Consider the following 16,609-nt stretch of genomic DNA (forward strand, 5'->3'; position numbering starts at 1 on the left):
GGGCATTATCCCTTTCATGATATGGGCTAAAATAGAAGCAACTGAGCAACGAATCCATGAAGACTCCCCTTCGTGGTAAACAATTTCCCAAAAGTTCAGTGCAAAATCCCAGAACGTAACTAACCTCAAAGTCTCAAACATTTTTCAATGTATCTTTTAAAATCAGTAGACGTATTCAGGCAATAGTTACGTATAACAAGTATCATCTACGCATTGGTTATACCGATTAGCTGTAAAGGTTACGATATGAACATCTCACTTGTTGCGCCAAGTATTTCATCAATGGACATGCTGCTTACATTGGTTGAGGAGCTTTTTGAATATGAAGTACTGCCGAAGAAAAAAGAACAAACTCAGCAGGCTATCCAACACCTGCTCACGAATCCTGAGTTAGGTCAGGCTTGGTTTATCGAAGTCGACATCGATGGCGAAAAGCTCATCGCCGGCCACATCATTGTCAGCTATAGCTTCAGCTTAGAGCACGGCGGACGCATCGGCTTGATCGACCAGTTCTACCTCAAACCTGAATGGCGCCAGCAAGGGATCGGTACTGCCTTGATCCCGCAAATTGAAGCCCATGCGGCTTCCGCCGGTGTGCATGCCCTTTCGCTTGAAGTGAATATCGGTAACAAGGGAGCACGCAAGTTCTATGAAAAGCATGACTTTGTACCGCGCCGACAGTTCTGCATGATGACCAAGATCATCTCCCCTGAAGCAGTGCCGCTCAACATCGCTTCATAGCCAACTGCCCATTTCTACCCGCACCCGCTGACAAGGCTTTTGTCAGCGGGTGTTTTCATTGCCCCTACACACCTGTAAACTTGTACAGTTACCCATAGCATCCCTGATATTTTCGCCTATATGTATACGCTTCGCCCATACCAGCAAGACAGTGTCAATGCGACCATCCACTACTTTAGAAAGAACAGCACACCAGCCGTGCTGGCCCTTCCCACAGGGGCAGGCAAGAGCTTGGTGGTGGCAGAGCTAGCTCGCATCGCCCGCGGCCGAGTACTGGTACTGACCCATGTCAAAGAGCTGGTTGAGCAAAACCACAGTAAGTATGAAAGCTATGGCCTCAAAGCTTCCATTTTCTCAGCCGGCCTAGGACGAAAAGAAACCGACCGGCAAGTCGTGTTTGCCTCTGTTCAGTCAATGGTCAACAGCCTTGACCAATTTGCCAATGAGTTTTCATTGCTGGTCATTGACGAGTGCCACCGTGTCCCTGATGACGAAAACAGTGCCTATCGCCGGGTAATTTCACATGTGCAGAAAATCAACCCCGGCATAAAAATTCTCGGCCTGACCGCCACCCCCTATCGCCTGGGGATGGGCTGGATTTACAAATACCACACCCGGGGGCAAGTCCGCACCGAGCAAGAGCGTTTTTTCCGAGACTGTATTTTCGAGTTGCCTATCCGCTATTTGCTGGATGAAGGCTTTCTGACTGAGCCGAAAATGATGGATATGGCGGTCATGGGCTATGACTTTTCGCAACTCAAACCAGGCAATAACGGCCGCTACAAAGAAGCCGACCTCGACAGCGTGATTGAGCAGTCCGGCCGCGCGACACCAATGATCATCAGTCAAGTCATTGACTACGCTAAAGACCGTCGCGGAGTGATGATCTTTGCCTCCACCGTCAACCATGCCAAGGAAATCATGGGCTACCTTGAAGGTGAAAACGCCGCATTGGTTATTGGTGACACGCCGCTTGATGAACGTGACCGGATTATCGAACAGTTCAAGAAACAAGAAATAAAGTACCTGGTCAACGTATCGGTGTTAACCACCGGTTTCGACGCACCGCATGTCGATCTGATTGCGATTCTGCGCCCGACAGAATCGATCAGCCTCTACCAACAGATTGTCGGCCGGGGGCTGCGCCTGTTCGAAGGCAAGAAAGACTGCCTGGTGCTGGAGTATGCAGGCAATTGTTATGATCTCTACCAACCGGAAGTCGGCGATCCCAAACCCAACAGCGACAGTGAAGTCATTATGGTGCCCTGTCCTGCATGTGGTTTCAAAAATAGCTTTTGGGGTAAGCTCGATCCGGCCGGTTTCCTGATCGAACACTATGGCCGCCGTTGCCAAGGCTATTTTGAAGACGATGACTCCGGCGAGCGAGAAGAATGCGGTTATCGCTTTCGAGCCAAGTACTGTGAAGAATGCGGTGCCGATAATGACATCGCAGCAAGACGCTGCAATGTCTGCGATGCGGTAATGGTTGATCCTGACAAGAAACTGCGCGATGCCTTAAAGCTCAAGGATGCAATGATCATGAACTGCCATGACCTGCGCCTTGAGCCGGGCAAGAACAAATTTGGCAAACCTCAGCTCAAGGTGGTTTACATCAGTGATGAGGGAGCCGAGATCAGTGAAGTATGGCCGCTATCAACCAAGGGGCAAAAAGACAGCTTCATGAAGAAATTCGTCAATCCTCATCTGGCTGATCGCCACCGTCCTTTCACCGTGACCGCTCCGACCAAAGTGGCCAACAACGAGCACCGCTTTCGGCCACCAGAAATCGTTATTGCTCGCAAGAGCGGACGCTTCTGGGCAATACGCGACAAACTGTTCGATTTAGATCAGTACCAAAAGGACTAATTGCTTTACGTACCACAGTAGAAAAGCCGCACGACAGCAAAGCTGTGTGCGGCTATTTATATCAAATCAGCCTCGCTTAGAACGCGTAATCGAGGTTAATACCCCAGTTACGGCCCGGCTGTGTACGGCGATCGATGCCCTGTGTAGATGCCGTCGCGCCTTCAAGATCCTGGTACTGCCAGTACTTCTCATCAAAAGCGTTGAACAGGCCAGCGCGTAACGTGAGATCCTGGGTCGGACGGTAGTAACCGGTCAAATCAACAACCGTGTAGCTTGGTGCTTTCAGGTTATCAGCCTCTTCCCAGTCATCTTTTGCCGCAACGGCAGTGACCGTTAATGCGGTCCCCCAAGCATCAGATGGTGCGTCATAACCAATACCTGCGACTGTCGTAAATGGTGCGATAGTATCCAGCGTGTTGCCAGTCTCACGATCTTCACCGTCAAGGTATGCCATCGACAAACGGGCATAGGAGCCCATCGGCGCACCAAAGGCCTCATCTAGCCATAAGCTACCTTTAAACTCCGAACCGTAGATGCGCGCTTTGCCGATATTTTCATTACGGGTCACTTCAACACTGCCATCCATCGTTGTTTTGCTCGAAATAAAGTTTTTGTAGTCGTTGTAGAAAACAGCCAACTCTACAGATCCCAGATGATTATTGGCACGGATACCAACTTCATAGGACTGGCTCTCTTCCGGTTTCAGATCTGGGTTTGCCTCGATCCGATAGCCAAACATCGAATTATCTTTGTCATAATACATTTCGTAGATAGTTGGCGAGCGAAAGCCCTCGCTGTACTGGGCGTAAGTGCTCAGATTATTATTCCAGTGATAAACTGCGCCCAAGCGCGATGTTAGAGCATCACTGTTATGCTGCTCTAGACCCGATGAACTATCCGGTGTCGCTTTGTAGTCGTCGTAACGCAGGCCTGCAGTCACAACCATGCGGTCGTCCATAAAGAACATTTGATCTTGAATGAACACCGCGCGCTGTTCTGATTCGGAGCTTGGGACTTCTTCACTTCCCGGTGAGCTCACACCGGTATCCAAGTTGTAGTCAATGTAGGACAACTTGAACTTGTCATTTGAGGCTGTCGCTCCGTAAGTGAACTCATGGCGACTCGTTGCTAGCTCAATCGCTTTTTGCATCTGCAAATCAAACTGCAGGCTTTCGTCCTTACCAGAACGGGCGCGATTTCGGTTACCCTTTGCATCTGTATGATCGAAGCTATTGTGCTCGGACTCACTTTCCGTCCAGTTCAGGCTCCACCCAAGCGTATCGAAAGCGGTAAAATCAGCCTGCCACTCATGTTCAAAACCTAAACGGTAGCGATTGTCTTTATCCTTACCATGAACATTGGTGTAGATATAACCCGGCATGCCACCGTCACGGCCTTCGCCAGATAAAATATCGCCTTTTGCATCACGGGTGTAATACTCGCCAGTCACGCCGACACGGTGGGCAGCGTTGATTTGGTAAAACGCCTTCGCCAGTATATTGTGAGATTCAATCTTGTATGGATCGGCAGCCCCGCGCTCAGGACCAAGAATATCAGCACCATCACCATGGGTTTCAGTTTCATTACCATCGCGGTAGGTATAAATCAGCATGGTGTCGAGGTCGCCGGTACGATTGGCCACTTCAACCGTTGCTTTGTACTCGTCATTCGCGCTGGCATAGCCCGTTTTCAAACCAACATGGGTATCATCACCCGCCCCGAGTAAATCCTCTGGATTCTTGGTACGCATCAGCACGGTACCGCCCAGGGCGTCGCTACCATAAAGTGTCGAAGTCGGGCCTTTGTTCACCTCTATTGCCGTAAGCGTATCAACTTCAAAGGTATTGGCGTTTTTGCGCATTACATCCGCACCAGGGTTGTAGGAGGACGGCTGCTCGACCCCATCGACCAACACCTTCACCCGGCTACCGCTCATCCCCCGGACGGTAAAATCTTCCATACCGAAGCGACCTTGGCCGTTGACCTGGACGCCCGGCTCATATTTCAACGCCTGCTTTATGTCCGTTGACAAATTCTGCTCGATATCCTCGGAAGAGACCTTAGATACTGATGATGGAATATTTTTGATGCTTTGTTCTGAACGAGTACCAGAAACCACGACCTCATCAAAAACGGAAAATTCATCTTGAGCATGAAGAGAAGGTGAAAGCGCAAGAACCACTGAACTTGCCACTAAAGTAAGCTTATAACTCATATTCCCTGCTTATTATTTTCTAGGTGGTAATGAAACTGGCCGGGATTATTACAAATACAAACGATAATTACTATCATTATCATGTAATTTTTTTAGGGTTGCTTCTCAGTCTTACCATATTGCTTTTTATCTTTCAGCCGATGCTTTATCATTCATGCCTGACTTATAAGCAAGGCAGCGGCTTTTCGGGCTAATTGCCTAATTTTTAAGTGATTGAATGAAGACTGTGTTTTTTCACTTGCCGCTTGATAGGAACGCTGCTAATATTCGCGCTCGTTTTTACGACATTGAGTAAGGTCGCATTACTCAGTGAATTTAATTGAAAGAGTATTTAAGATGAAATTTGAAGCAGTAGTACGTACTGACCTAGGTAAAGGTGCGAGCCGCCGCCTACGTCACGCAGGTAAATTCCCAGCAATCGTTTACGGTGGCGAAGCAGCTCCAGTATCTATCGAGCTAAACCACGACAACGTGATGAACCAGATGGACAAGCCTGAGTTCTACGAAGGTATCGTTCTAGTGATCGACGGTCAAGAAGTTGCTGTTAAGCCTCAAGACATCCAGCGTCACCCGTTCAAGCCAAAAGTTGAGCACATGGACTTCAAACGCGTTTAATCGCATTTGATTCATACTCAATGAAAAAAGCGCCTTTATGGCGCTTTTTTTGTATCTGCAGAATTATTGGATATAGCTATCTGCGTTAGCAATGCTTAATAAGCTGGGAGAAAGTCACCTAAAACAATTCCTGCTGCGGTGATATGTCTGAATCGAGCTCATCTTGACTGTTTGGCAGGGCTTTGGCTCGCATTACCCTTTGGTAACGCTGCTTGCATAGCCTGATCACATTGCGCTTTTGTTCATTGGTTAGCTGCTGCCAATAAAACCGCTCGTCCCTGCTGCGAAAGCAACCTTTGCAATAACCACGGTTATTGACCTGACATACCCCGACACATGGACTGGGAATGGTAAAAAAGTCTAATTGCTCCATCCGCTTCCCATCGCTGACAAAAATTATCTACTAATGATAATAATCCCTTGCCCTAATTTTCCCAAATTCATAACCTAGCGGCCAAATACCAACCCAGCAAAATTTCTCACCAATAATGAATAGTCATTCAATGACTTGTACTTTTGATAATAATTTTGCTAGTCTTTTGTGGTTATCCGGATCGATAACATTATATTTTTTGCAGTCACAACTCTTTTCCACGACTGCTGTTCAACCAGGAGGGAACCATGGATTTCTTTGTACCATCGGCAACTAGCCCGCAGCAAGCAGAAGCAGTATTCAACTCGATTGCCAACCACGTTTCAGCACCAGAGCAAGACCAACGCGTTTACAAGCTTGTTTGGCAACATGAAGGGGCTGAATGTTCTTGTGAAATCGGTAAACCGCTTCCCGACGTGTTCAGAACGGATGAGACTGTTCTGGCTATTTTTGAATGTGACGACATGTATAAGATCTGCACCCCGAACCGAGGCGCGATCAAGTTTGATCCTATCCACGCCATGAAGTCTTCTGTTTCTAGTGTTGAATACTTCAGCTGATCCCAGCGATCACCAAGTACAAGCATAAAAAACCGCATCAATATGCGGTTTTTTGTTTGTGCTATACCGTTACCCCGGCTTCAGTAAAACTGGCCATGTTGTTGTAAAACTCGGCAGCAGCCCGAAGCAGCGGCACCGCTAATACCGCCCCAGTCCCCTCCCCCAAACGAAGAGACAGATCCAGCAGCGGCTCAGCAACTAGCTGCTCAAGTGCAATGCGATGGCCCAACTCATGGGATTGGTGGGCAAAAATCAGGTAATCACGGCAATTGGGATCAATCTTTGTAGCCAGTAATGCTGCCACCGTCACGATGAAGCCGTCAACCAGTACAGGGGTACGATGCTTTGCCGCGGCGAGGAAACCACCGACCATTTGCACGATTTCAAAGCCCCCCAGCTCAGCGAGGAGATCAAGCGGCTGCGACGAGTCGCATCGAGCAACGCCCTGGCTGACCAAGCGCTTTTTCTTTTCCAGTTGCCCTGTTGTTACGCCGGTACCAAAACCAACACAGCGTTCTGCAGGCTCACCGGTAACCGCGGCTAATAGCGCCGATGCGCTGCTGGTATTACCGATGCCCATTTCCCCAAACATAACCAGGTTGCAACCCTGATTGATCACATCCTCGACCAGGTTTTGCCCCCACACTATTCCTTGCTGTACTTGCTGCTGTGTCATCGCTGGCTCAATGGCCAAATTCCCCGTCCTTTCCCCAAGCCGGCGCTGAATCAATAGCGGAGATCCCAACTCAACAGGTAGCAAGATGCCACAGTCGATCACCTTTATTGCCACCTCATTGGCACGGCAAAAACAATTGACCGCAGCCCCTCCGGCCAGAAAGTTCATTACCATCTGCTGGGTCACGGCACTCGGGGCGATACTTACCCCTTCCTCCGCAATGCCATGATCGCCGGCAAACACCAGAACCGTCGGCTGCTGCAGCGTGATTTCATCCACCGCGTGCGCTTTGCCCTGACTTTGGATAAGCGCTAACTGGTGAGCGAGCTTCTCCAACTGCCCCAGAGCCCCCAATGGCTTGGTTTTCTGATCGATACGCTCTTGGATCTGTGCGCTTAAACGGGTGTCAAACATGTGCTCTAATCCTTGCTGTAAATCTAAAATAGTCCCAACTGCGGTGCAGTAATATCATCAAAGTGCTTGCCAATAAAAGGTAAAATACCGTCAGCGACAGGCCTTAGCTGCTTATCAATGTAATGTTCGTAGTCGATTGGACTCTGTTGGGCTTCAACCGGCTCAGGGCCATTGATAGTGATCACATATTCGATCCAGCCGCCGCTCTGATATTGCAGCGGACGCCCCTGACGCTGGTTGACCTCATCGGCCATTCGTGCCGCCCTGACATGAGGGGGAACATTTTTCTGGTACTCCGACAGGTTACGCCGTAACCGCTTGCGATAAACCAATGCATTATCGTGTTTACCAGCCCGGGTTTCTTCCACGTACTGCCTGACGTACTCTTCCACTTCTTCATCATGAAACACACGGTGATAGAGCGTTTGCTGGAAAGTTTGGGCCAAGCGGGTCCAGTCGGTACGGACTGTTTCCAACCCTTTGTAGACCATTTCCTCTTGGCCATTGTTAATCACCAGACCGGCATAGCGCTTTTTGCTCCCCGTTTCCTGACCACGGATCGTCGGCATCAAAAACTTGTGGTAATGCGTTTCATATTCCAACTCTAGCGCCGATTCGACCTTATATTCACTCAGCAAGTGTTGACTCCACCACTGGTTGATATAGCCCACCAGTTCGCGGCCTATTTCATCCGCTTTCTCAGCAGAATGGGCGTGCTTGAGCGAAACAAAGGTCGAGTCGGTATCTCCGTAAATCACCTCGTAGCCCCTGTTTTCTATCAGTTCGCGGGTGGTTTTCATGATCTCGTGGCCACGCATGGTAATGGACGAGGCCAAGCGATGATCGAAGAAACGGCAGCCCGACGAACCCAAAACGCCGTAAAACGAGTTCATGATAATCTTGATGGCCTGAGAAAAGGCCTTTTCGCCCTCTCGCTTGGCTTGATCCCTCGCCGCCCACAATGACTCAATCATTTTCGGTAAAAAATGCTTGGTACGGTGAAAGCGCCCACCACGAAATCCGGCAATGGCTTGGTTATCCTGCCTGCCTTCTTCGAGCAGCAAGCCTTCTACCAATCCGAGCGGATCAATGCGAAAAGTTCGAATTATCGACGGATATAGCGACTTAAAGTCCAGCACCAGCACCGATTCGTACAAACCGGGCTTAGAGTCCATCACATAGCCGCCCGGGCTCGCTATCCAGTTTTCACTATCCAAACTCGGAGCCACATAACCTGCACGATGAAGCTGAGGCAAATAGAGGTTGGTAAACGCAGCCACCGACCCACCGACCCTGTCCAGCTCTACCCCAGTCAGGCAACTTCGCTCAATAGCAAAGTCGAGCAGGTGGGTATGGTCAAAAATGCGTGATACCAGCTTGCAGTCTTGTAAGTTGTACTTGGCTAACGAGACTTTATCCTCACGAAACATCTGGTTGATTTCCGCCATCCGATCATGGACATTGTTGATCTCTTTGCCTTCCCCCAGCAATTCACGCGACACTGACTCCAAGGACCAGGAGCGGAAGTTGTAGGTGGCGGTCTTCAGGGTGTCGATACCATCCAAAACAACGCGACCGGGTACGGTAATAAAGCCTTGATTCGGGTTCTGGGTGGATTGGCGCCAGTGAGGGGGCTGCTTTCCCCTACCCATACGCAGGGTTATCGCATTCCACTCTGCCCGCTTGAGCAGCAGACGAAAATCAAAATCAATGACATTCCAGCCAATAATAATGTCGGGATCGTATTCGAGAAACCAGGCTTCAAGGGCAAGCAGCAAAGCCTTCTCGGACTCTACCCACTGGATCCATTCATGATCATTCTCGTCACACGAGGCATCGCCCACCATGATCACCCGGCTATCTTTTTCGCAATGTAAACCAACCGAATACAACACCCCTTTCTCGGAGCACTCGATATCCAGTGAAACGACTAATAGCTGGGGTTTGTACTCCGCCGCTTTCGCTTTGACCTGATGATACTCATCAAAGCCTGCTTTCGCTGTACGTTCACCGGTAAAGGCGATACCGCCACAAATAAAGCGCTCCATCAGAAAGCGATCGGCCAAGCGAATATCAGACTCAAAGGCCTCAATGCCGACCGCAGAAAGGATCTGAGGTAACTGCAGGCTGTCTTTAATTGAGTGAGAATAACAAGCCGACATGGCTTCATGCTGAAAGTTTTTTAATGGCAGCGGTTTCCAATCAACCCGTATGCCTGCCTTATGAAGTTCAGCCTGGGCCGGTGCTTGATCTTGCTGACGAACAAAGCTCACCGGTTTATCATTGCTGATCACTAAACGGACAGGGCCAGTGTCGGTGCTTACCCAAAGCACAATCTCCGTTTGGCCGCGAACATCACGGCTCTGCCTTGTTAGTACAAAGCCTTTTGACTGAGTTTGCAAAAACACCTCGTTAATTTGCCAGGCTTAACCAATCTTACGTTCAATCTTACCAAATTCAGCAACAATCCACTGACCAAAGTCATTGATCATGAACAACACCGCTTTTTTCGGTACTTGCGTACCGGAGACAAGAAGAAACAGCCGCTCAATCGCCACCCCATGTTGCGGGTAAAAAGAAAGAAATAGCTCGGCCGCTTGCTCAAGCGATAAAGCCAGCTTTCCAGAGCGGTGGAAAACCAGCGAATAACAGGACCAAATCATTTTTTTTGCAACATCACGGCAGAAAGACAAATAGTGGGACACCACCCTTGTTGCCATTATTTTTCGGCGGTACTCGTCGAGCTGCAAAGGCAGATCATCATTCATCGATCTACCGATCTCCCAGCTAGGCTCAAAGCAACCAAACCGACTGGAAAGATCGTCGCCAAACACACAGACACAACAGTGTTTCAGCCAAAACCCCCACTTGAAAATTGTTGAGATATCAAGCACCTCATCTTTGGTCAACACGGTGAGCTGTACGGCAGTGATTTGTGGCCACTGTTGCTCAACTCGACTGGCTATGCTGCTACGTATTGCATGCTCCGACACAGTCAAGGGCTCAGCCACAACCAAAGTCACATTGAGATCCGAACGACCTGCTACCGCCTGCTTTCTTACAACACTACCGGCAACATACACACTGTGCACTGCCGTAATACTTCGACTAAGCTGGAAGACCAATTGGTCAATAATCTTAGCGAACTCAGGCTGAAAGGCCGCAGGGCAATCCAAAGCAGGTAAAGCTTTAGTCACAGATATTCCTCTTAATTTCTTCTGGCGTTGAAATTATACCAAAACGCCATCCATCATTATCTATCCCCAACACCAACTGAACAATAATCACGCAGCAAATGACAGATTATTGTCAGTCGCTAGACACTTTGCGACAACAAAATGACCAAGCATTGAAATGTGTACAATTTTGCACATTTCAATGTAATTAAACATGAAACTATTATAGTATTCGCGTACTTTTTGACTTCGACTCAACATAATGAATATAAAGAATCAATTTTTTATTTTTGTTTGTATGATAATCATAGGCTTAGTTACCTTCTTTGCCTACGTTAATGCCTATGCGCTAGAAAAGTCAGAAGACACGGCTAAAGTATTGCTGTCATCCATTACCGCTGATTTAATTGCTTTTGAAAGCCAATTATCTGTAACGGCACAATTATATCCCGACTGCAGCGAAGAGAGCCGCAATGCCCTCGAAACAATGACATTAAACTATAGTGTTATTAAAGAGGTTATTTTCATCCGAAACAATTCCACCATCTGTAGCGACCGCAGTGCAACCCTAACCAAGGAGGAGGTTGCTGACTTCGAGATTGAAAAGCTTCCCGCCGGGGAGAAATATGCTATCTATCAGATTTACGACAAGAAAAATGAAAAAACAGCCATTTTCTTTATGGTATATATAGAGTCTGGCTGGTATCAAATTCATTTTGATAAACACGTCCTCGAGTTATGGCTGAAAGAAATTGCCAGCCACCATAATGTTTATGCCTACTTGTATAACAACAAGCGCAAGTACTTATCCAATATTAACGATATAAATAGCTCTGATTCAATATTTTACAAAGCATATGAAGAGTCTACAGAATTCCCTATCGGGATCTCGGTTGGATATACCAAGGCATTATTATTCAGTCTTATCGTCACTTTTCTACCGACGGGGATTTTATTAATTCTTGCCAATGCCATTGGTGTGTGTATTCTTGCACACTACTTTTTCTTTAAACGGGTTCCGCTATATACCGAAATCCAGAGAGGGATCTATAATCGGGAGTTTTATGCCGAATACCAGCCTATTGTCTCTGCCATCTCCGGACAATGGATTGGCGCTGAGTTGCTGGTCAGATGGCTGCACCCGAAAAAACAAACAGTCATGCCTGCTGAGTTTATCCCGGCAGCAGAGCAATCCGGACAAATAAACGAGATCACCTTGCAACTTTTCGAGCAAGCGGCACAGGACAAGAAATCAATGTTAGCAATCGATAAACCGTTTTATTTATCGATCAATGTGACCGCGTCGATGATTGCCTCGCCACACTTTGTCCAGGCCATTACGGCAATCATTGAGCGCCACCCACTGTTGCAAAGTGGAATTGTTATGGAGTTTTCTGAGCGGGAAAACTTTTCCAACACGGATGTCTCACTGCTTCAAAGTGGTATGCAGGCGCTACGGGATCAAGGAATAAAGTGGGCGCTGGATGACTTTGGGACAGGATATGCCGGGCTCTCTACTCTGCAGGCACTCAGTTTTGACATCATTAAGATAGACCGCGCGTTCGTTGCCGCCTCTGCGACAGACTCTGTGACCAAGTCGATTCTGGGCAATATTGCCCAAATTGGCCACAATCTCAATTGCAATTTGATTGCAGAAGGGGTTGAAACGGTTGAACAGTCCGAGCATGTCAAAGATCTGGGCATCCAAAGCTGCCAAGGTTTTTACTACGCTAAACCTATGCCTTTCGTACGTTTTTTGGCTAAATTCAAAATACACTCGACACTTCCTGAAGAAGTTGGTCTATCGGCTCAGGAAATTGTTGGTGTTCAGCCGTAACCGTGGTAATTTTCGGTTTTTACCAACAGAAAGATATAGTCCATGCCAAGAGCTAGTGAAATTAAGAAAGGTTTTGTCATTGTAAACGGCGGTAAAACGCTGTTGGTCAAAGACATTGAAGTAACAACACCTGGCGGCCGTGGCGGTACAAAAATCTACAAAATGCGTTGTACCGATCTGGCTACAGGCCATCGTGTCGACGAACGCCTAAAGGCTGATGATGTGGTAGACACTGTTGAGATGACTAAGCACCCAGTCGCTTATTCATACGCTGAGGGTGAGAACATCATCTTCATGGATACCGAAAACTTCGATCAGTACACCTTCAGCGCCGAAGAGATTGCTGATGAGATGCTGTTCATTACCGAAGACACCCAGGGCTTGCATGTCATTTTGGTTAATGACAAAGCCGCAGGCCTTGAACTGCCTTCAGCGGTTGAACTGGTTATCGAGGAAACAGACCCATCAATCAAGGGGGCTTCAGCCTCGGCTCGTACCAAGCCTGCTCGCTTTGCGACAGGTCTAACCGTACAAGTTCCTGAGTACATCTCTACAGGCGAGAAAGTGAAGGTCAACGTTCAAGAGCGTAAGTTCATGAGCCGTGCTGATTAATCCGCACCGATATAGCGACAAGGGGAAGCTTTAGGCTTCCCCTTTTTTATTTTGCCGTCACTTCGGTCTACGGCGGGCACTTGCACCGTCAAGTCGCTTGGGTATACTGCAAATTCAATTTACAAATTACAGATAGAGTTCATGGACACACCAAACCTAATTTCTTATGACGATGTTATCGATGCCGCTTACGACATCTTCCTTGAGATGGCATCTGATAACCTCGAGCCAGCCGACGTCTTGCTGTTCACCATGCAATTCGACGAGCGTGGTGCTGCCGAACTCGTTGAGACCAAAGATGACTGGGCAGAGCACGTTGGCTTTGACGTTGACAAAGAAATCTATGCTGAAGTGCGTGTGGGGCTGGTAAATGAAGAAAGCGACGAGTTAGACGATGTCTTCGCCCGCCTTCTTGTGAGCCGTGATCCTAACAACAAATTCTGCCACATTCTGTGGAAACGTGACTAAAGACAAATCGTCGCGAAATACAAAAAGGCGGAGCCTCGTAAGGGGCTCCGCCTTTTTCTCAAGTGCTTGTCTCGGTTTACTTACACCAAAACAGGGGTGTCATGACGGCTACTGTGACGGACCCACAACAAGCTCAGTACCACCAAGATAGCCATGACCGTCATCACCGCCCCCAAGCTGTACTGATCTTCGGCTCGCATCATAGAGGCAGCCAACGTCGCCAAGCCTGCACCAAGGTTCTGTAATCCCCCCAGCACAGCCCCTGCCGTACCGGCATGGTGGGGAAAAGGCTGGATCGCAGCGGTCGTTGCCGCAGGAAAGAGTATCCCTGCCCCAATGAAATACACAAACGCACCGCCAATCAATGAGCTAACTGTGACTAGGCCAGCCATACCCGGAATGAAGATTGCCAATGCGCCAGCAATAATTGCCAACATCCCCAGGAACATGACACGAGTATTACCAATCTGTTTGGCTAGCACTGCCGACAACCATGAACCCGCAAGGTAACCCGGCAACGGTAGAATAAACAACAGGCTCACCGTTTTCGGATCCAATTTAAGTACGCTACCCAGTAGCACACCTGCAGCTGCTTCGAATACAGCAATACCGGCGAATGTCGCAATCAGACAGAGTACATACCCTTGGAACCGGCGGTTACCCAGCACATAGCGATAGCTTACCCACACTCGCTCATTGCGGCGGTTTTCTTTCGGCAGGGTCTCGGTAAACATGAACATCATCGCAACCGTGACCAAGGTGCCGAAAACCAACAGGAACCAGTAGCTCGCCTGCCAATCGAATACTGACGAGAGGTATCCCCCCAACACCGGTGCAATAAGCGGTGAAAAGATCACCCCCATGCTGACTAGACTATTGGCCCGGTGCAGCTGTTCACCGTCAAAGCAATCTCGGGTAACAGTTCGGCACATGGCACCACTACAACCGGTGCCCATCCCCTGAACAAATGTAGCAACAAGGAACCACTCAAAGCTCGGTGCAAACAACGCCGCCATTGAACCGACAATAAAAATTGCCATGCCCGCAATGATCACTGGACGTCGTCCAACTCTGTCAGACAAAGGTCCATAGATAAACTGCGACATGCCATAAGGAATGAGATACGCCGCCATCACTGCCTGTAAATATGCCGACTTTACTGAGAAAAAATCCGACATCGCCGGGATCGATGGCACATACATTGTTTGGGTCATTTGCCCTACAGCCGCAAGAATGATTATTAGAAATAACAATCTTGCCATGCTAGAAGAAGGTGATTGCTGTTTCACAGCCAATATCCTCATTACAGAATAATATTTTGAGAAACTGCGTCATCTTTGATGAATTTCATTAACAAATAAAATTTAATGCTATTTTTTGGAGCTGACGCGATATAAAAGCTCTAGGAGTTGAGATAGATTAGATTCAACACCTGATGTGATAAACGAGATAGTATAGCTGAACACTAATCATGGCAAGCAGTTAGGGTCAGTTGAAGCACGATTGTTTATTATCAATCGCATTAGAAAAATTAATGCTTAATTAGAGTGTTTGGCATGCTTCTTTTCGCACCGCCAACAATCAGCTGATCCCACACTTTGTAATACGTGAATAAATAAGCAATCTCGAGATAAAAAAAACCCTGCCGGAGCAGGGTTTCGTCGAAAAGGCATCAATGATTAATCAAAGTGAAACCTGTGCTTACCGTGAGCAGCTTTGGTTTTCAGGTAATTCTCATTACCGTCTTTAAGGTGTGCTTTAGTACCCACCACTTCTGTAATCACAATACCGAGAGCTTCGAGCTCGCGGATTTTTTTCGGATTATTGGTGATCAAGCGAATTTCTTTTAAACCCAGTGCCGCAAGCATGTGGGCCGCCTCAGAGAAATCACGCAGATCATCACCAAAACCGAGGTGATTATTCGCCTCGTAAGTATTCATTCCCTGGCTTTGCAGTTCATAAGCATCGATCTTATTATAAAGACCAATCCCGCGACCTTCTTGGCGCAAATACAGCAGTACCCCGCCCTGCTCGCCCATCTTTTCAATGGTTTCATCCAGCTGTTCACCACAATCACAACGCGAAGAGTGGAAAACATCACCCGTTAGACACTCAGAATGCATACGCACAAGTGGCGGTATTGAACGCTGATCGGCATTTTGGAAAATCACAGCAACATGTTCTTTGCCTGACTCTAGCCCTCGGAAGGAAAGCAGTTCAGCAGGAATATCACTTCTTTTACCGACTTTAAAAGGCACTCGGGCCCTTACTTTAACCATGTTGTTCCTAAGTACTTCTACAGCCAAAACAGTAGCGGCAATCCAATCGATACAAGCCTAACGGCAAAGGCTACAGGCATACTGTTTGACTGACTATTCTCTACACAACACCCAGCCGTTGATACTCGCAAGTACAGCTGTCGCTAGGGTATTACTCTTTTACTCGGGTAGATATACCCAAATGACTTCAAGGGACCAACTCAAACAGGTGACTTGAAGCGACTTGGGTATAATTGGTAATGATATCTAAAATTATTGCACTAAAACAGCGTAAAGGTATAGGTTGCTGCTTATCAGAGCAATATTAACCACCCCTTCAAGGAAATGTTATAACATAACAAAGGCAGTGATAAAACCACACCTTATCTGTGGCTTAGGCGCTGCAGGCACGATAGTAAGCTTTGAGTTTTTGTCCCTGGAAAAGACACATCGACATTAGCGTAAAGCAGACTACCGCCGCCATGATCACCAACATCCGCAGCCAGTCATCTCCCATCATCAGCCTGACAGTGATCATGGTGTACGTCACATGCAGCCACTTCAACGCTACGAGACTCAAACTGATCGACATCATATAAGGTATCCACCGATGGCGAATACCTAACAGGATAGGGTAAACGAGTAGCAACAAGCACGGAATCCATGCTCCGTAACGCAAGAAATGTGCGCCAAGTAACCAAAAACTCAGGATTATCGGGAAAAAACGTAATATCATGAAACACCCCCACAAAGAAGTGTTACATATACATCTTTAATACACCAATATAAAGGTAAATC

At 47.8% G+C, this 16,609-nt stretch carries 15 protein-coding genes; 7 read left to right on the forward strand and 8 right to left on the reverse strand.

Annotation, left to right across the window (positions count from 1 at the left end; all coding sequences use genetic code 11):
- Positions 1-246 precede the first annotated feature (246 nt).
- Positions 247-741, forward strand: a complete 495-nt coding sequence (locus tag PTW35_RS10320; protein ID WP_281024911.1) for a GNAT family N-acetyltransferase — start codon at positions 247-249, stop codon at positions 739-741.
- Positions 742-861: 120 nt separating this feature from the next.
- Complete coding sequence (locus tag PTW35_RS10325; protein WP_281024912.1) at positions 862-2,607, forward strand: DEAD/DEAH box helicase; 1,746 nt, start codon at positions 862-864, stop codon at positions 2,605-2,607.
- Positions 2,608-2,683: 76 nt separating this feature from the next.
- Here PTW35_RS10325 and PTW35_RS10330 read toward each other — a convergent pair whose 3' ends face one another.
- Positions 2,684-4,822 (reverse strand): TonB-dependent hemoglobin/transferrin/lactoferrin family receptor, encoded by a 2,139-nt coding sequence (locus PTW35_RS10330; protein WP_281024913.1) that lies wholly within the window; start codon positions 4,820-4,822, stop codon positions 2,684-2,686.
- Positions 4,823-5,158: 336 nt separating this feature from the next.
- On the opposite strand from PTW35_RS10330, the gene rplY reads away from it, so the two are divergent.
- Entirely contained in the window at positions 5,159-5,437 is a 279-nt protein-coding gene (gene rplY / locus PTW35_RS10335; RefSeq protein WP_281024914.1) for a 50S ribosomal protein L25, read from the forward strand.
- Positions 5,438-5,555: 118 nt separating this feature from the next.
- Here rplY and PTW35_RS10340 read toward each other — a convergent pair whose 3' ends face one another.
- Positions 5,556-5,810, reverse strand: coding sequence for a DUF1289 domain-containing protein (locus PTW35_RS10340; RefSeq protein ID WP_281024915.1), 255 nt, complete (start codon positions 5,808-5,810; stop codon positions 5,556-5,558).
- 248 nt (positions 5,811-6,058) lie between these two features.
- Between PTW35_RS10340 and PTW35_RS10345 the strand changes: the two genes are divergently transcribed.
- Positions 6,059-6,370: a hypothetical protein gene (locus PTW35_RS10345; protein WP_044623515.1), complete on the forward strand. Its 312-nt coding sequence runs from the start codon at positions 6,059-6,061 to the stop codon at positions 6,368-6,370.
- 61 nt (positions 6,371-6,431) lie between these two features.
- Here PTW35_RS10345 and cobT read toward each other — a convergent pair whose 3' ends face one another.
- The 3 genes from cobT to PTW35_RS10360 are packed head-to-tail and all read right to left on the reverse strand — an operon-like array spanning position 6,432 to position 10,657.
- Positions 6,432-7,460: a nicotinate-nucleotide--dimethylbenzimidazole phosphoribosyltransferase gene (gene cobT, locus PTW35_RS10350; RefSeq protein WP_281024916.1), complete on the reverse strand. Its 1,029-nt coding sequence runs from the start codon at positions 7,458-7,460 to the stop codon at positions 6,432-6,434.
- A 23-nt stretch (positions 7,461-7,483) separates the two neighbouring features.
- Positions 7,484-9,862 (reverse strand): DNA polymerase II, encoded by a 2,379-nt coding sequence (locus PTW35_RS10355; RefSeq protein WP_281024917.1) that lies wholly within the window; start codon positions 9,860-9,862, stop codon positions 7,484-7,486.
- 24 nt (positions 9,863-9,886) lie between these two features.
- The gene (locus PTW35_RS10360) at positions 9,887-10,657 is read right to left on the reverse strand and encodes a nucleotidyltransferase domain-containing protein (RefSeq protein ID WP_281024918.1); all 771 of its coding nucleotides are present in this window, start codon (positions 10,655-10,657) and stop codon (positions 9,887-9,889) included.
- 241 nt (positions 10,658-10,898) lie between these two features.
- Here PTW35_RS10360 and PTW35_RS10365 point away from each other — a divergent pair, with 241 nt between their 5' ends.
- From PTW35_RS10365 to PTW35_RS10375, 3 genes are all read left to right on the forward strand, one after another.
- On the forward strand, positions 10,899-12,473 hold the full coding sequence (locus PTW35_RS10365) for an EAL domain-containing protein (protein ID WP_281024919.1): 1,575 nt from the start codon (positions 10,899-10,901) through the stop codon (positions 12,471-12,473).
- A 42-nt stretch (positions 12,474-12,515) separates the two neighbouring features.
- Complete coding sequence (yeiP, locus tag PTW35_RS10370) at positions 12,516-13,085, forward strand: elongation factor P-like protein YeiP (RefSeq protein WP_039463129.1); 570 nt, start codon at positions 12,516-12,518, stop codon at positions 13,083-13,085.
- Between the two features lie 141 nt (positions 13,086-13,226).
- The gene (locus PTW35_RS10375) at positions 13,227-13,553 is read left to right on the forward strand and encodes an HI1450 family dsDNA-mimic protein (protein ID WP_281024920.1); all 327 of its coding nucleotides are present in this window, start codon (positions 13,227-13,229) and stop codon (positions 13,551-13,553) included.
- Positions 13,554-13,633: 80 nt separating this feature from the next.
- Here the strand turns inward: PTW35_RS10375 and emrD are convergent, their stop codons facing one another.
- The 3 genes from emrD to PTW35_RS10390 form a co-directional block, all read right to left on the reverse strand.
- Entirely contained in the window at positions 13,634-14,815 is a 1,182-nt protein-coding gene (emrD, locus tag PTW35_RS10380) for a multidrug efflux MFS transporter EmrD (RefSeq protein WP_281027483.1), read from the reverse strand.
- 417 nt (positions 14,816-15,232) lie between these two features.
- Positions 15,233-15,832, reverse strand: a complete 600-nt coding sequence (ribA, locus tag PTW35_RS10385) for a GTP cyclohydrolase II (RefSeq protein WP_044623521.1) — start codon at positions 15,830-15,832, stop codon at positions 15,233-15,235.
- Positions 15,833-16,205: 373 nt separating this feature from the next.
- Positions 16,206-16,406 carry a hypothetical protein gene (locus PTW35_RS10390; RefSeq protein ID WP_231580671.1) on the reverse strand — a complete coding sequence of 67 codons (201 nt, stop codon included), beginning with the start codon at positions 16,404-16,406 and terminating at the stop codon, positions 16,206-16,208.
- Positions 16,407-16,609 lie beyond the last annotated feature (203 nt).

This window comes from Photobacterium sp. DA100 (genome assembly GCF_029223585.1).
Classification (GTDB): Bacteria; Pseudomonadota; Gammaproteobacteria; order Enterobacterales; family Vibrionaceae; genus Photobacterium.

Excerpts from the sequence above, each read along its gene's own strand:
- PTW35_RS10320 (WP_281024911.1), top strand. The coding sequence starts at position 247 with ATGAACATCTCACTTGTTGCGCCAAGTATTTCATCAATGGACATGCTG.
- PTW35_RS10325 (WP_281024912.1), top strand. The coding sequence starts at position 862 with ATGTATACGCTTCGCCCATACCAGCAAGACAGTGTCAATGCGACCATC.
- PTW35_RS10330 (WP_281024913.1), bottom strand. The coding sequence starts at position 4,822 with ATGAGTTATAAGCTTACTTTAGTGGCAAGTTCAGTGGTTCTTGCGCTT.
- rplY (WP_281024914.1), top strand. The coding sequence starts at position 5,159 with ATGAAATTTGAAGCAGTAGTACGTACTGACCTAGGTAAAGGTGCGAGC.
- PTW35_RS10340 (WP_281024915.1), bottom strand. The coding sequence starts at position 5,810 with ATGGAGCAATTAGACTTTTTTACCATTCCCAGTCCATGTGTCGGGGTA.
- PTW35_RS10345 (WP_044623515.1), top strand. The coding sequence starts at position 6,059 with ATGGATTTCTTTGTACCATCGGCAACTAGCCCGCAGCAAGCAGAAGCA.
- cobT (WP_281024916.1), bottom strand. The coding sequence starts at position 7,460 with ATGTTTGACACCCGTTTAAGCGCACAGATCCAAGAGCGTATCGATCAG.
- PTW35_RS10365 (WP_281024919.1), top strand. The coding sequence starts at position 10,899 with ATGAATATAAAGAATCAATTTTTTATTTTTGTTTGTATGATAATCATA.
- yeiP (WP_039463129.1), top strand. The coding sequence starts at position 12,516 with ATGCCAAGAGCTAGTGAAATTAAGAAAGGTTTTGTCATTGTAAACGGC.
- PTW35_RS10375 (WP_281024920.1), top strand. The coding sequence starts at position 13,227 with ATGGACACACCAAACCTAATTTCTTATGACGATGTTATCGATGCCGCT.
- emrD (WP_281027483.1), bottom strand. The coding sequence starts at position 14,815 with ATGGCAAGATTGTTATTTCTAATAATCATTCTTGCGGCTGTAGGGCAA.
- ribA (WP_044623521.1), bottom strand. The coding sequence starts at position 15,832 with ATGGTTAAAGTAAGGGCCCGAGTGCCTTTTAAAGTCGGTAAAAGAAGT.
- PTW35_RS10390 (WP_231580671.1), bottom strand. The coding sequence starts at position 16,406 with ATGATGTCGATCAGTTTGAGTCTCGTAGCGTTGAAGTGGCTGCATGTG.